13 protein-coding genes and 4 pseudogenes are annotated in these 13454 nt (G+C 57.0%); 12 read left to right on the forward strand and 5 right to left on the reverse strand.

What is annotated here, in order from left to right; translation table 11 throughout:
• Both M3I54_RS41825 and M3I54_RS41830 read left to right on the forward strand, forming a co-directional pair.
• Positions 1 to 177: pseudogene (locus M3I54_RS41825) on the forward strand (IS256 family transposase); the annotation flags it as partial.
• Between the two features lie 87 nt (positions 178 to 264).
• Positions 265 to 1332, forward strand: a pseudogene (locus tag M3I54_RS41830) (IS5 family transposase).
• A gap of 335 nt (positions 1333 to 1667) precedes the next feature.
• On the opposite strand, the gene M3I54_RS41835 reads toward M3I54_RS41830, so the two are convergent.
• Positions 1668 to 2045: an iron-sulfur cluster assembly accessory protein gene (locus M3I54_RS41835; RefSeq protein WP_254346068.1), complete on the reverse strand. Its 378-nt coding sequence runs from the start codon at positions 2043 to 2045 to the stop codon at positions 1668 to 1670.
• 575 nt (positions 2046 to 2620) lie between these two features.
• Here M3I54_RS41835 and M3I54_RS41840 point away from each other — a divergent pair.
• From M3I54_RS41840 to nifW, 3 genes are all read left to right on the forward strand, one after another.
• On the forward strand, positions 2621 to 3121 hold the full coding sequence (locus M3I54_RS41840; protein WP_254346072.1) for an Lrp/AsnC family transcriptional regulator: 501 nt from the start codon (positions 2621 to 2623) through the stop codon (positions 3119 to 3121).
• Between the two features lie 92 nt (positions 3122 to 3213).
• Positions 3214 to 4464 (forward strand): IS256 family transposase, encoded by a 1251-nt coding sequence (locus M3I54_RS41845; RefSeq protein WP_254346075.1) that lies wholly within the window; start codon positions 3214 to 3216, stop codon positions 4462 to 4464.
• A gap of 533 nt (positions 4465 to 4997) precedes the next feature.
• Positions 4998 to 5336, forward strand: a complete 339-nt coding sequence (gene nifW / locus M3I54_RS41850; RefSeq protein ID WP_254346077.1) for a nitrogenase stabilizing/protective protein NifW — start codon at positions 4998 to 5000, stop codon at positions 5334 to 5336.
• Positions 5337 to 5513: 177 nt separating this feature from the next.
• Here nifW and M3I54_RS45025 read toward each other — a convergent pair.
• The 3 genes and pseudogenes from M3I54_RS45025 to M3I54_RS41865 form a co-directional block, all read right to left on the reverse strand.
• Positions 5514 to 5753, reverse strand: a pseudogene (locus M3I54_RS45025) (transposase); the annotation flags it as partial.
• Entirely contained in the window at positions 5731 to 5946 is a 216-nt protein-coding gene (locus M3I54_RS41860) for a hypothetical protein (protein WP_254320590.1), read from the reverse strand. The pseudogene M3I54_RS45025 and the gene M3I54_RS41860, both read right to left, overlap by 23 nt.
• Positions 5947 to 5966: 20 nt before the next feature.
• Entirely contained in the window at positions 5967 to 6308 is a 342-nt protein-coding gene (locus M3I54_RS41865; RefSeq protein ID WP_254320589.1) for a transposase, read from the reverse strand.
• 773 nt (positions 6309 to 7081) lie between these two features.
• Here M3I54_RS41865 and gspD point away from each other — a divergent pair.
• From gspD to M3I54_RS41900, 7 genes and pseudogenes are all read left to right on the forward strand, one after another.
• Positions 7082 to 9289, forward strand: coding sequence for a type II secretion system secretin GspD (gspD, locus tag M3I54_RS41870; RefSeq protein ID WP_254346092.1), 2208 nt, complete (start codon positions 7082 to 7084; stop codon positions 9287 to 9289).
• 97 nt (positions 9290 to 9386) lie between these two features.
• Positions 9387 to 10180, forward strand: a pseudogene (locus tag M3I54_RS41875) (IS5 family transposase).
• Positions 10181 to 10391: 211 nt separating this feature from the next.
• A complete protein-coding gene (locus M3I54_RS41880; protein WP_254320588.1) occupies positions 10392 to 10595 on the forward strand; it encodes a cold-shock protein in 204 nt (67 codons plus the stop codon).
• Between the two features lie 511 nt (positions 10596 to 11106).
• Positions 11107 to 11535 (forward strand): hypothetical protein, encoded by a 429-nt coding sequence (locus M3I54_RS41885; RefSeq protein ID WP_254346079.1) that lies wholly within the window; start codon positions 11107 to 11109, stop codon positions 11533 to 11535.
• 93 nt (positions 11536 to 11628) lie between these two features.
• Positions 11629 to 12336 (forward strand): IS6 family transposase, encoded by a 708-nt coding sequence (locus M3I54_RS41890; protein WP_375542312.1) that lies wholly within the window; start codon positions 11629 to 11631, stop codon positions 12334 to 12336.
• Positions 12337 to 12478: 142 nt separating this feature from the next.
• Positions 12479 to 12721: a hypothetical protein gene (locus M3I54_RS41895; protein WP_254346083.1), complete on the forward strand. Its 243-nt coding sequence runs from the start codon at positions 12479 to 12481 to the stop codon at positions 12719 to 12721.
• A 61-nt stretch (positions 12722 to 12782) separates the two neighbouring features.
• Positions 12783 to 13046 (forward strand): PAAR domain-containing protein, encoded by a 264-nt coding sequence (locus M3I54_RS41900; RefSeq protein ID WP_254346094.1) that lies wholly within the window; start codon positions 12783 to 12785, stop codon positions 13044 to 13046.
• 172 nt (positions 13047 to 13218) lie between these two features.
• Here M3I54_RS41900 and M3I54_RS41905 read toward each other — a convergent pair.
• On the reverse strand, positions 13219 to 13454 hold a 236-nt coding region (locus M3I54_RS41905), incomplete at its 5' end, for a transposase (RefSeq protein WP_254345934.1).

A 13454-nucleotide genomic window follows, 5' to 3' on the forward strand; every position in this document is an offset into this window, starting at 1 on the left:
CGCAAGATCGTCAAGACGCGTGGGCACTTCCCGACGGACGAGGCCGCGACCAAACTGCTCTGGCTGGCCTTGCGCAATATCACGGCTGACTGGAGCCGTGCCGCGCATGACTGGAAAGCCGCGATGAACCAGTTCGCGATCCTCTACGAGGATCGCTTCACCAGAAATCATTTGTAGAATGCAATTGATGAGCCTGCCAGACGGCAGGCTTTTATCTGCCTTGCACACAAAAATTCAGACACTCCCGACACGTTCACTGAAAGTCTGTTTTCCACGCGCAAGCTGGACGACTTCGTCCCAAAGTCGCATCCGTTGCGTTCGATCCGCGTGATGGCGAACGAAGCGCTGGCGAAGATGGATCGACTGTTCGCCGAGATGTACGAAGCGGACATAAAAGGTGGACGGCCGAGCATCGCACCGGAGAAGTTACTGCGAGCCATGCTGATCCAGGTGCTCTACAGCATCCGCTCTGAGCGGCAACTCATGGAGCAGGTGCAGTACAACCTACTGTTTCGCTGGTTCATCGGCCTGGCGATGGACGACGAGGTGTGGGTACCGACGGTCTTCACGAAGAACCGCGAGCGCCTGATCAAGCATGATGCGGTCATCGAATTCTTCAACGAAGTGGTGGCCATCGCCGAGAAGAAGTGTCTGCTCTCGGGTGAGCAATTCAGCGTGGACGGCACGCTGATCCAGGCGTGGGCCGGACACAAGAGCTTTGTACGCAAGAATGGCGACGATCAGGACAACGACGGTGGCGGTGCGGGCGATTTCAAGGGCGAGAAACGCAGCAACGAGACACATCAGTCAAGAACCGACCCAGATGCGCAGCTCTATCGCAAAGGCAAAACGGCCAGCGAATTGCGGTACATGGGCCATACACTGACCGATAACCGGCACGGCCTGGTGGTCAACGCGCGCGTGACACGCGCCGACGGGCATGCCGAGCGCGAAGCGCGCCAAGATCATGATCCACGACGCACGGCAAGCGGTGGAGGACCCGAACGTAGAAATTACGTTGGGTGCAGACAAGGGTTACGATGCCCAGGAATTCATCGAGGCGTGTCAACAGATGAAGGTCACACCGCACGTTGCGCAAAACACCTCGGGGCGGCGTTCGGCAGTGCCCGATACGATTGCCTCGAGCGCGGGCTACGCCATTTCGCAGCAAAAGCGCAAGTTGATCGAACAAGGTTTCGGCTGGGCCAAGACCGTGGGACGCATGCGCCAGGTGACGGTGCGCGGGTTGAAGAAGGTGGACCAGATGTTCGTGTTGAACATGGCATCTACAACCTCGTGCGCATGCGATCGCTGGCACAGTTCCGTCCATAGTGGCGGGGAAAAGGCGCCAATGAGGCCAGAAGTCGGCCTCACAGCGCTTTAAAAAGGTTGATTCGCGTTGAAATTGCACAATGCGAAAGATTTAGCGGCAGTGGGCGCGCAAATCGTGGAAGGCCGCTTCCCGTCGAGGGGTATTTCCGCAACCTGTTAGGTGACTGAATGACCCCGTAAGTGCGTTCATTCCGGTACTGTTGATACCAGCGCGCAAACCAAGCGAGGCTTGCACGAATCTCATTGCATTCGGTGGTCCGCGCGGCACCGATTCACCATCTTTGGTCTGCATCGAGACCACGTGCAAGCGGTATAAATATCGGCATGCTACGATGTCAGCGCGGACATGAGGAAAATGATTCACTGCGGCCGCAAGATGTTGATGCGCTCGGAATTTCAATCACGAAGCGCGGAAGCGGGGTATCTTCCTCATAGTCGATCCGGGTGCCGATAAAATAACGTAGGCTAGTCTCGTCCACGAACACAGCGAGGCCCTGTGTAGACACCTTCGTGTCGGAATCGCTTACGGAGTCAACCAGGACAATAGAATATTCTAGCTGTCCTCCCGCATGAAATTCGGCACGCAGTCGAATATAAAGCGGCGCTTCGTGGCTCTGCGCGACAAGCTCGGCGGCTTCTTTTGCTGCTCGGGCCGTGAACGTAAAAAATTCACACGCGGGTTCTGTCGATATGCTTGATCGTTGGGAAATCATAGATTTTCCTGGAAAATTAACAGAGAACGATATCCGTCTTGACAAATGTGCATCTGCACAAGGAAGGAAAGCAAGTACCGCGCCACAACGCTCGCTCGCAATACTATTGCTCGGGTACGGAATCAGCTTGCTGAGGCGAGTGTGCACCCAGAGGCTGTGTAAGCGACAAGCCAAATTATTCACGCTGTTGAGCTCGCCCCCTAGACGTCGTCATCAAGAGTGAAGCGATGCGCGGAAGGGCATGGTGGAGATCTCCTTGCGCCATAGAAAACAAGTAAGCGAGATCCGCGGCGCGCGACTTGCGACTCGTCGCGAGTCGATAGACGTTCTCTTTAATCAGTTGAAGTTTGCGATCTTGGACGTCTACATTCGACGTTAAACTAAGTTTGCCCTATACACTGAGAAGCTAGCGCCACGCTCAGGAAACGCAGGCGGAATAACGGCGCGAAGTTAGCAGATATAGAATGGTTAGCGCAAGCGACTCTCGCTCGGGGAAAGCGAGTTGCACGGATAACGCATGAAACAACGATACATTTTTCGAATGCCTCTAATTCGTCAGATGGGAAATGAGTGCAATGAAAATGATAGCGCATCCAGTCGCCGCCCAGAAGGGCATAGCCGCCTTGGATTCCGTAGACCGCGCGATCCTCAGACACTTGCAGCAAGACGCCTCGCTATCGATTGTCAGCCTTGCAGCGAAAGTGAAACGCAGTGCACCTGCCTGCCTGCGGCGCGTGGAGCGGCTCAAGGAGACGGGACTGATACGAAGAGTCGTCGCACTGCTCGACGCGAAGGCCATCGGCGCGGGCATGTTCGCCGTAATCGGGATCGTGCTGGACGGCTCGACGCCCGAGGCGTTTGCCGCATTCGAGAAAGCGGCACAGAAGGTGTCGGGCTGCGTAACGTGCTACGCTGTGAGCGGGCAGTTTGACTATATCTTGCTCGTTCGAGCACGCGGCAACGAAAGCTTCAACCGGTTACATGCTACACAATTGTTGCACCTGCCGGGAGTAAAGGATCTGCGTAGCTTCAAGGTGTTAAAGGAAGTCTTATCGACGCAGGCGATACCGCTGTAACCGCAAACGCTTGAAAATGTAGGCTTGACCTGTGTCAAAGGGCCTGTCAGTAATTTCGTGTTCAAGGCATATGATCCTCCCCAGGAGAAAATATGCCTCGCAAACCGAAGACCCCACCGGTAGAGCTACCGGCGATTCCCGCTGAACTGCTCGAACAATTCGGCAACGGCCCGATGACGGCCGAAGCCATCAACGCCGCAACGCTCGCCCTCAAGAAGGCGCTGATCGAACGAGCGTTGGGCGGCGAGATGAATCACCATCTCGGCTACGCGCCGGGCGCCGCCAAACCGGCCAGCGTGACGAACCAGCGCAACGGCCGTGGCGCCAAGACAGTTCTGACCGAAGATGGCCCGATCCGCATCGAGGTGCCGCGCGACCGCCACGGCAGCTTCGAACCACTGCTGATTCCCAAACACGAACGACGCTTCGCGGGCTTTGACGACAAGATCGTCGCCATGTACGCCCGGGGCATGACCGTACGCGAGATTCAGGGCTTTGTGCTGGAGCAGTACGGCACCGAAGTTTCGCCAGAGTTCATCAGTTCGGTCACCGACGAGGTCATGGCCGAAGTGACGGCGTGGCAAGCCCGGCCACTCGAGCCGATGTATCCCGTCGTGTTCTTCGACGCGCTGCGCGTGAAGATTCGCGAAGACGCCGTTGTACGCAACAAGGCTGTCTATCTGGCGCTGGGCATTCTGCCCGACGGCACGCGCGACATCCTGGGCCTGTGGATCGAGAACACCGAGGGCGCGAAGTTCTGGATGAAGGTGTTCAACGATCTGAAAACGCGTGGCGTGGGTGACATCCTGATTGCCGTGACCGACGGCCTCAAGGGCATGCCCGAAGCGCTCGCAGCCGTGTTTCCAGCGACTACGTTGCAGACCTGCATCGTCCACCTGATCCGCAACAGCCTCGATTACGCGAGCTGGAAAGACCGCAAATCGCTCGCTGCTGCGATTCGCCCGATCTATACCGCCCCGAGCGCGGAAGCCGCGCAGGCTGAACTGGATGCGTTTGCTGAAGGTCCGTGGGGGCAGAAATTCCCGCCTGTCAGCGCGGCGTGGCGCAATGCCTGGGATCGCGTGATTCCGTTCTTTACGTTCCCGCCGGGCGTGCGCAAGGTGATCTATACGACGAACGCCATCGAAAATATCAACTCGCAGCTACGCAAGATCATCAAGACCCGAGGTCACTTCCCAACCGATGATGCAGCAACGAAACTGATCTGGCTGGCGCTGCGCAACATCACTTCCGATTGGGGGCGTGCCGCTCACGACTGGAAGACAGCGATGAACCAATTCGCTATCCTCTACGAGGATCGGTTCGTTCGATCATCCGTGTGAATCTCAACCCCGCCTTGAACACGGAAATTCTGACACCCCCGTGTCAAACGTCAAACAGGTGCTGGTCGTAACCAAACGACACGCTTCGAATCGCCCCGCTGGCTTCCGCAGACCAAACTCGTGACGGATAAACTCTTGACCCGTCCGTCGGCAAAGTCCGTTCGTAGTGGTGCGAGCAGACTGAGTTGCGCCAGCAACGTCCCAACTCATGTTCAGTAAAGTTTCGCCGGCAACCGAAGCCGACTGGATGCACTTCGCGCAACGCGCCGCGCTGTCACAATCCAGACAATTCAGACAGAGGCAACGTGACACCGGCCTCCCTATTACGGTGATCGGGAATGGCGATGCATGCTAGAAACATCTTCCAGGTTTAGGTAAGACAGGCATGGTCCTTGCGTGCCGTGGGCCGCTAAGTTAGAAGGCACAGACAAGTTAAGACCTTTCGTCAATGAGAAAGCGCTTAACGATGGCATAAAACTCGCCGCCTCGCTACGGACGGCTTCGCGGCCAACTTTGTCATACGGAGCAACAACATGAAAGCATTAATTGATAAAATGCACCGGCTTTCGTCGGCTGAGGACTTCTTCCGATTCTTCGCCATCTCATATGACGACAAGGTGGTGAACGTAAGTCGATTACATATACTAAGGCGTTTCTTCCAGTACATCAGACAGGCGGAGGACCTGTTCGCGGATCACGACGCAACCTTATTCCTAGTCTATCGAAATCTCCTGCTGAAAGCGTACAACGACTTTGTCATTTCCACGCCTGCTGAGCAAAAGGTGTTCAGGGTTCTTCAGGAAGCCGACGGAGAGCGGCATATCTCTCTTGATAGCCTGCGTGAATCTCTGCCGGCTCGGGCTAATAATTGAAGTTGGTGAGCGAGTCATATTGGTGCTTTTCTGAGTCGTCACGATGCAACTCCTCGCTTGATGCACGTTGCGAAGTTCGCTTGACTTGTCCTTGGGAACATCTGCCGGGAGTGGTCCATCAGCAGCCTCCACGTCCGGCGGACGAGCGGACAGGAGCGGTTTCGATGCTTTCATGCGCGCGAGCCTCTGCTTGCCACCGCTGCTGTTCTGTTTGGGTACGAGCCCCAGCCAGGCGGCCATCTGCCGGCCATTCTTGAATTGCCGTGCGTCCACAAGCGTCGCGACTGCGGCCGATGCGGTAAGTTTGCCGACGCCGCATACGGCCGTGCAGCGCTGGGCCTGCGGATCGTGACCGGCGTGTTCTGCGATCTGCCTTTCAAGCCACGCGATTTGTTCATCCAGCGCCTGACATTGCACCCAGCAATGCCTGACGCGCTGGTCCCGTCAGCTCGTTGTCGCCATCCTCAATGCGATCGACGAGGTGCTTGCGCAATAATTCAATGCCTTGCGGCAGGAATACGCCGAACTCGGCCAGCAGCCCGCGCAACCGATTGACCAGCGCAGTGCGTTCCTCCACGAAGCCGGTACGCATGCGGTGCAGCACCAACATGCTTTGCTGGGCGGGTGACTTCACCGGCAGAAACGCATGGAGGGGCGACTTGCGGCTTCGCAGATCGCTTCGGCATCGAGGGCGTCGTTTTTTACATGAGCGCCGCCCTTGCGGTACGGGGCGACAAACTGGGGTGGACTCAGGCGCACATCATGTCCGAGAGCGCGGAGTTTGCGTGCCCAGTAGTGCGCGGCGCTGCATGCCTCCATTGCAACGAGGCACGGCTCGAGATTCGCAAACCAGCTAACGAACCGATCGCGCGTAATCGCCTTTCGGACGATGACAAGATCGGCACTGTCGACGGCATGGATCTGCATGACATGCTTCGCCAGATCAACTCCAACACGAGCAATCTTGTCCATGACTCGCCCTTCGCGGAAGGTTGCGTAGCTCCGGCATGGTGCTCGCTTTCGGCGCAAATCGCCACTCATAAATGTGCTTGATGCATCCAAAAAAAATAGCGACTTATACAAAACGAGCCTGCGCTGCTACGATTCGTGCATCGTTGCCACGGGGTTAGGTGCGAGCGCGGAGTTGTCGCGGCCCGTGACGAGCGGGCTCAGCACGCCTCGGATGCATTTATGTTCTCGAGCTGGAGCTCGAGAGCGTGATGCGACGGCCGCGCCGGATTGCCATCTTTCTTGTCCGTCGTGTCCTCGCAAGGATGGCCCTGTCTACGTCGAATCAGTTCAGAGGGTGCTAGGGCAGTCTCGCAATAGCAGTCGCCATCTGCGTCGTAGGGCGGCTCCGCGTACCGACTGTCAGGATATTGGCCACCTCGTTCACCGAGCTGGTGGTCGGAATCGGCTCAGCAGTTCGGCTGCCTCAACTGCATCGTGATGATGGAGCGGATGGGCGCGCTGTTCCATGGCTGTCAAGGCCTCTTGACGTCGCTGTTCATCGCCACGCCGTTCGCTCTTCTGCAATGTGGCGGCCATGGTCGTGTGTGCGACTGATTGCTTCCCACCGTTGCATGCGTAGCGATCGTGATCGTGTTTCCCCTCATGCAGTCCTGCTGGAGTTTGAGGGCGACTCGCGAACAAAGCGGCAACTGTCACAACGTAAAAGCGCTGTGCGTGTTGATTCAACTGCCGGCAAATCCACATCGACTGTTAACCTCACAAGAACAAACCGTATGGCTTTACGTCGCATCGCAACCGCATTGCTGCTGGCTGGATTGATTACCGCCCATACCGCGCAGGCAGATGTGATGCTCAATTTCGTTGACGCCGGCATCGATCAGGTCGCCAAGGCGGTCGGCGCGGCGACAGGGAAGACGATCATTGTTGACCCGCACGTCGAAGGGCGGCTGAATCTAGTCTCTGAGCACCCTGTTTCCGAGAATCAAGCATTGAAAACTCTGCAGTCTGCGCTGCGAATGCAGGGTTTCTCGCTGGTGCAGGATCACGGTGTGCTCAAGGTCGTGCCCGAAGCGGACGCGAAAGTGGAAGGTGTGCCGACGTACATCGGAAACGCGCCTTCGGCACACGGCGATCAGGTCGTCACTCAGATCTTTCGCCTCAGGTACGAATCGGCGAACAACCTCCTGCCAGTGTTGCGTCCGCTCATCTCGCCGAGCAATATGGTTGCGGCCTATCCATCGAATAATACGATCGTCGTCACGGACTACGCTGATAACGTCCGCCGCATTGCGCAGATCATCGCGGGCGTCGATTCTGCGGCCGGCCAGAAGGTGCAGGTAGTGGAACTGAAAAACGCGAATGCGATCGACGTTGCGAGGCAGATGACCAAGATGCTCGACCCTGGGTCGATCGGTAATACGGATGCGACGCTGAAAGTCTCGGTGCAGGCCGATCCGCGCACGAATTCGCTAATGCTGCGAGCGTCGAACGCAGTGCGCCTTGCGGAGGCGAAGTCGCTGGCGAAGCAGCTTGATGCGGCAACCGGGCGACCCGGTAACATCCACGTTGTGCAGCTGCGGGGCGCGGATGCCGGGCGTCTTGCGAAGACGCTGCGCGGCATGCTCGGCAAGGGCGGCAATGATTTGATGTCCACAGGGGGCGGTAATGCCGCGAACTCGTTCAACCAAGGCAACATGGACTCGTCGGCGGGCACACCGGGCCAGCCGCCACTGCCAGGCGGATTCGTGGGCGGTTCGTCATTCTCGTCGATGGGAAGCAATCGACTCGCAGGCGGCGGCAACAACGGCGGTCAAGGCAACAACGCGGCGTTTCTTGGCGAAAAGGAAGGCGGTGACGGTGAAGAGAACCAGCCCGGCGGGGTGATCCAGGCCGATCCGGAGACGAATTCGTTGATCATTACCGCGTCGGACGCCGTCTACGGCAATCTGCGCAGCGTGATCGATCAGCTTGACGTCCGCCGCACGCAAATATATATCGAGGCGTTACTCGTCGAACTGTCGGCGACGACAAACGCGAATCTCGGCATCCAGTGGCAGGGTGCGCGGCTGTCGAATGGTGGAAACAACGGTCTCTACGGCAGCTCCAACTTCAATTCCAACGGCAGCCAAGGCATCGTGAACCTGACCGCGCAGGGGGCGATCATCGCGAACGACCCGGCCGCAGCGCTCGCGACGAAGGGCGCGGACCTGCTGAACAACGGCCTGAACGTAGGCCTGCTGCACCGCTTCGGCGACGTGTTCGGTCTCGGCGGCCTGTTGCAGGCGCTGTCGCAGTCGAGCGACGCGAACGTCCTATCGACACCTAACCTCATCGCGCTCAATAACGAAGAGGCGAAGATCGTCGTTGGCTCGAACGTGCCTGTAGTGACGGGTTCATACGCCACGCCGACCGCGAATGCCGCGACGTCCGTAACCGCATTTAACACGTTCGATCGACAGGATGTCGGGATCGTGTTGCACGTGAAGCCGCAGATCACCGACGGTGGCATCATAAAGCTGCAAATCTATTGCGAAGCCTCGTCCGTCGATTCGGCCTCGACGAACAATCAGGGCGGCGTGACGATCAGCAAGCGCTCGGTGCAGTCGACGGTGCTGGCCGATGATGGCGAGATCATCGTACTCGGTGGCCTGATAGAAGATAAGTACGCGAACGGCAACAGCAAGGTGCCGCTGCTAGGCGACGTGCCGTGGATCGGCCAGTTGTTCCGTTCGGAGCAGAAGAGCCGCGAAAAGACGAATCTGATGATATTCCTGCGTCCGGTCATCATCGATGATCGGGATAGGGCGCAGGCTGTCACGTCGAACCGCTACGACTACCTTCAAGGTGTGCAGGGCGCGTATCGTCAGGACAACAACCTGATGAAGGACGACGACCCTGTCGTACCGCAGAAGCCGGTAGGTCAAAGTCAGGACGGGTCAACCCTGAATCTGTTCGATCTCGACAAGATGCGTCGCCAGTAGATCGATGTCTTAGTTGTCGTGTTGGGATGCCCCTATGCGATTCATCAAGCGTTATACGGTGTTATGAACTTTCAGCCAGACCTGGTACCCTGGCGGGATGAAAAAACGCAGACCCTACCCAACGGATGTATCGGATGAAGAGCGGTACTTCGCCGCTCCGTACCTGACATTGATGAATCAGGACGCGCCTCAGCGTCGCTACGAATTGCGCGAGATGTTCAACGCCTTGCGCTGGATTGTCCGCGCGGGTGCACCGTGGCGTCTGCTGCCCAGTGACTTTCCGCCGTGGGAGACGGTCTACCAGCAGACGCAACGCTGGATCCAGGCCGGCTGTTTCGAGACCATGGTCAATGACCTGCGTTCGATTATCCGCGTGGCGCAGGATCGCCGGGGTCAGCCCAGTGCAGTCATCCTCGACGGCCGCACGCTGCAGTCGGTGTGCGAGAGCGGTCCACGCGCAGGCTATGACGAGTACAAGCGTAAGAAAGGCAGCAAGGTGCACATGGCGGGATACATTGGGACAACTGCTTGCGGTGCATGTGACGCCTGCCAACGAACAGGAGCGTGCACCGGTCGGGGAACTGGCGCGACAGGTCCAGCAGGCCAGTGAGAATCGCGTTCGCTGCCCAAGGCTACACCGGCGAAGAGCCTGCACAGGCCGCGCTCGATGGGGGCATCGAGCTTCAGGTGGTCAGGTTGCCGGAGGCGAAAAATGGCTTTGTACTGTTGCCGCGTCGTTGGGTGGTGGAGCGCAGCTTCGGCTGGCTCAACCGCTTCCCCTGACCGACTAGAGACTACGAGCGATTGCCCGAAACCGTGGCTGGTCTGCATTTCGTCGTGTTCTCCGTGCTTATGCTCGTCCACTTTGCATTCCTTCACAAAAGTGCATAACATCTTCTAACAGGCATGTTTAGGGTGACGTTGTGCCGTTTGCGCGCGTTGCGACACATGGGCAACTCCAACCTCATCAAACGATGGCAGTACACGGTCGATTCATTAGCATGGTTGAAGGAGTTTGATAATGATCAATTCACCATTCGTTTTACACTGTTAATCTTCCAACGAATATAGGTATTTCACGACAAAGGAATCGGGGAAGAAGATGGCAACAGGTACAGTAAAGTGGTTTGGCGAGTCAAAGGGCTTTGGGTTTATCACACCAGATGATGGAAGCACTGATGTGTTTGTGCAGTTCTCTGAAATCCGTATGGATGGCTTCAAGACCTTGTGGGAGAACGTACGAGTGAGATTCGACGTAAAAGATGGCCCTAAGGGCAAGCTTGCGACAAGAATCGAACTACTTTGACTGGCGTTGCTGCACATATCTTTTGACGGCGTGGCGCGCTGACGTCTACGTGCAACAGCCGGGAGGAAGCCCCAATACGATTCCTGCGTACAACTTCGATTTAGTTGGCCGGCGTGTTGCGCAGTGACTATGGGACTGAAAAAGCCGGCGCACGGAAGAGCTACATCAAGGTCAAGGGCGGCCAGTGGAAATGTTTGCACTCGACCGCATAAAAAAACTGCTGCCACACGCAGTTGTTCGGACTGAACTACATATCAATTATTTTGATGTTAATTGTCTTGTGTCCTCTCCTACCCACGAGGCAAACTTCTACCTCGTGCGGGCAGTGTGCGGTAACCAACTGGGCTCACCAACGATTGAAAGATTGATTCAGAGTAGTGAACGGCACCTCTTAAATCAGTAGGATCTGGTATGGTCGTTGAGTCACTAGCTCCTCAAGAATGGTTGGACACCTTGCTGATGTTACACGGTGAATCACCACGCGTTTCCAATATCTCCTTCGTAAATTTATATGGCAGAACTCGCAAAAATTACCGATGACACCCTTGGCACTGTGCAAATTTGGGGGTTCCATGGGGAATGCAACGTAAGGGACGTTGCAGCGGCTCTTGAGGAGATCGCTGCGGGGCTAAAGGGCGACGGCCATACAATTCACGTGATGTCGGGCACCCACGGCTGTTGCGTGGGGCGAGTCGGTGCTGTCGCAACACGCGAGCAAAGGTTTGCGGAAGAAGATCGGGCTCTCGCCCACCCCATGACGGCAGACGACAAGACCATTGTTGTGGCTGTCCACGACTTCAATACGAACAAGCTGCCGGCTCCCGACTATGTGTCCGCAGCGATGGCCAAGCTCAACAAGGACATCCGCACGATCGTGGCAGAGACGCCCGGAACTCCTACATTCCTGCTCGCCTATTGCTGCAGTGCAGGCACGAAGTAGCAGTGATGGGTTCCGCGGCTCTGGTGCAAATAGCGCGGGGGCGAATCGGTTAAGGTGTCGGGCTGAACGAATTGAGAACCGACGATGAGCAAGCTGAAGAGCCTGGACGAACTGTTTGCAGGCCGTCACTTTGACCGCGATGTGATCATTCTGTGTGTTCGCTGGTACCTGCGCTACAAGCTTAGCTTGCGCGATCTGGTCGAAATGATCGCGGAACGGGGGCTGTCGCTGGCCCTCACGACGATCCTGCGCTGGGTGCGGCGCTTTGCGCCGGAGTTCGTCAAACGGTGGAACCGCTTGGGCAGGCCCACCGGCCAGTCCTGGCGTGTTGACGAGACTTATCTCAAGCTGCGCGGAAAGTGGGTCTATCTTTATCGGGCGGTGGATCGGGTGGGCCAGACGGTTCACTTCATGCTCCGTGCAAAGCGCGACGTGGAGGCGGCAAAAGCCTTTTTCAGGAAGGCAATCAGACATCAGGGCCAGCCACCGAAGAGCATCACGCTTGATGGCTATGCCACCTCGCACCGCGCCGTGCGCGAGATGAAGGCCGATGGCTTGTTGTCTGAGGACACGAAGGTCCGATCCTCGAAATATCTCAATAATTTGGTCGAGCAGGACCACCGCAACATCAAGTCCCGGACGAAAGTCATGCTCGGCTTCAAGCGTTTCAGGAACGCGGCGATCACCCTCTCTGGTATTGAGCTGGTACATCGTATTCGCAAGGGACAATTCGGTCTCGCGAAGCTCGGCCTCAAAGATCCCACTGCGCCCGCAGTCTGGGAGGCCGTCCTGTCTGCTTGATAACGTATCCTCCATATAAGAAAAATCTCGTGCAGACCGCCTATGTGCACCAGAGCCGCGCTTCGCGCGTTTTGCAATCGCAGGGCCTGCTGTCGCATTTTCCGCGGTCGTTGGTTTTTCCATAGCTTATAGTCGAGAACCCGTGGGCGCAGTGTTCTGGACATTCCTTATGGCATTCGGTGCGCCCATTGAAACTGCGATGAATGAGCCGGGCGTGTTTTTCCAGGCGCTTTTCGGATACCTTGCGGTCGTTGCCGTTGTCAGTGGGAGTAAGCGGATCCGCTTCAGTTGGAAATGGTTCGCCCCCGGTCTCGCTGCGGCGTTTTGTGTAAGTCTTGCGGCCACGTGGATGTTTGCCGATCTAGGAGTATGCCGCATCATGTGAAAGTATGGCCAGGTGACTCGATTTACGGATCGTTGTCCTGGTGAATTCTCTTTCAGGGTGGGTGCGAGGCGTTATTCGAATGGGAGACGCAACAAGTGATGGCGGCCGCGTGGCGACTGGACAGAATCGGTCGACGGTGATGGGCCGGCCAGTCGCATGTGTTGGCGATAAACGCACCTGTCCTCGATTTGGACACAGGGATTGCGTGATTATCGAGGGTGATGAGAATGTCAGAATCGATGGGCATGCGGTTGCGTTCGATGGTCACAAGACCTCGTGCGGGGCCGTCCTGATCTCCTCAGTGGCAACGTCCGGCTTGGCGTGAAAGGCAGGTGAGCATATGAGCGATCCCTCTGAACATGATTCAGATGCGAAGGAACCCAGGCAATCATCTCTCCTATGGCTATCCGGCGTAGCCCTGTGGGCGTTCCTGATCCTCCAGATCTACTTCTGGGCGAATGGCCCCTATGAATTTGGCGATGCCCTAGTCCACTGCGTCATTGAATTGGCACCGGTCGAACCCGGCGCGATGGATCGTCATACTTCCACTTGATCGGCTTCGGGCTTTTGTTGTGCTCGCTGATATAGCGCATCAGTTTGCGATCCAGATCCTTCACCGAAGTGAAGATGCCGCGAGCGATCACATCGCGCTGGATGCGCGAGAACCAGTTCTCCACCTGGTTCAGCCACGACGAGTAGGTCGGCGTGAAGTGCAGGCGCACGTTGCGATGCG

Origin of the sequence: Paraburkholderia sp. CNPSo 3274 (assembly GCF_024206475.1) — a bacterium.
GTDB lineage: Bacteria > Pseudomonadota > Gammaproteobacteria > Burkholderiales > Burkholderiaceae > Paraburkholderia.

Excerpts from the sequence above, each read along its gene's own strand:
- M3I54_RS41835 (WP_254346068.1), bottom strand. The coding sequence starts at position 2,045 with ATGATTTCCCAACGATCAAGCATATCGACAGAACCCGCGTGTGAATTT.
- M3I54_RS41840 (WP_254346072.1), top strand. The coding sequence starts at position 2,621 with ATGAAAATGATAGCGCATCCAGTCGCCGCCCAGAAGGGCATAGCCGCC.
- M3I54_RS41845 (WP_254346075.1), top strand. The coding sequence starts at position 3,214 with ATGCCTCGCAAACCGAAGACCCCACCGGTAGAGCTACCGGCGATTCCC.
- nifW (WP_254346077.1), top strand. The coding sequence starts at position 4,998 with ATGAAAGCATTAATTGATAAAATGCACCGGCTTTCGTCGGCTGAGGAC.
- M3I54_RS41860 (WP_254320590.1), bottom strand. The coding sequence starts at position 5,946 with ATGTTGGTGCTGCACCGCATGCGTACCGGCTTCGTGGAGGAACGCACT.
- M3I54_RS41865 (WP_254320589.1), bottom strand. The coding sequence starts at position 6,308 with ATGGACAAGATTGCTCGTGTTGGAGTTGATCTGGCGAAGCATGTCATG.
- gspD (WP_254346092.1), top strand. The coding sequence starts at position 7,082 with ATGGCTTTACGTCGCATCGCAACCGCATTGCTGCTGGCTGGATTGATT.
- M3I54_RS41880 (WP_254320588.1), top strand. The coding sequence starts at position 10,392 with ATGGCAACAGGTACAGTAAAGTGGTTTGGCGAGTCAAAGGGCTTTGGG.
- M3I54_RS41885 (WP_254346079.1), top strand. The coding sequence starts at position 11,107 with ATGGCAGAACTCGCAAAAATTACCGATGACACCCTTGGCACTGTGCAA.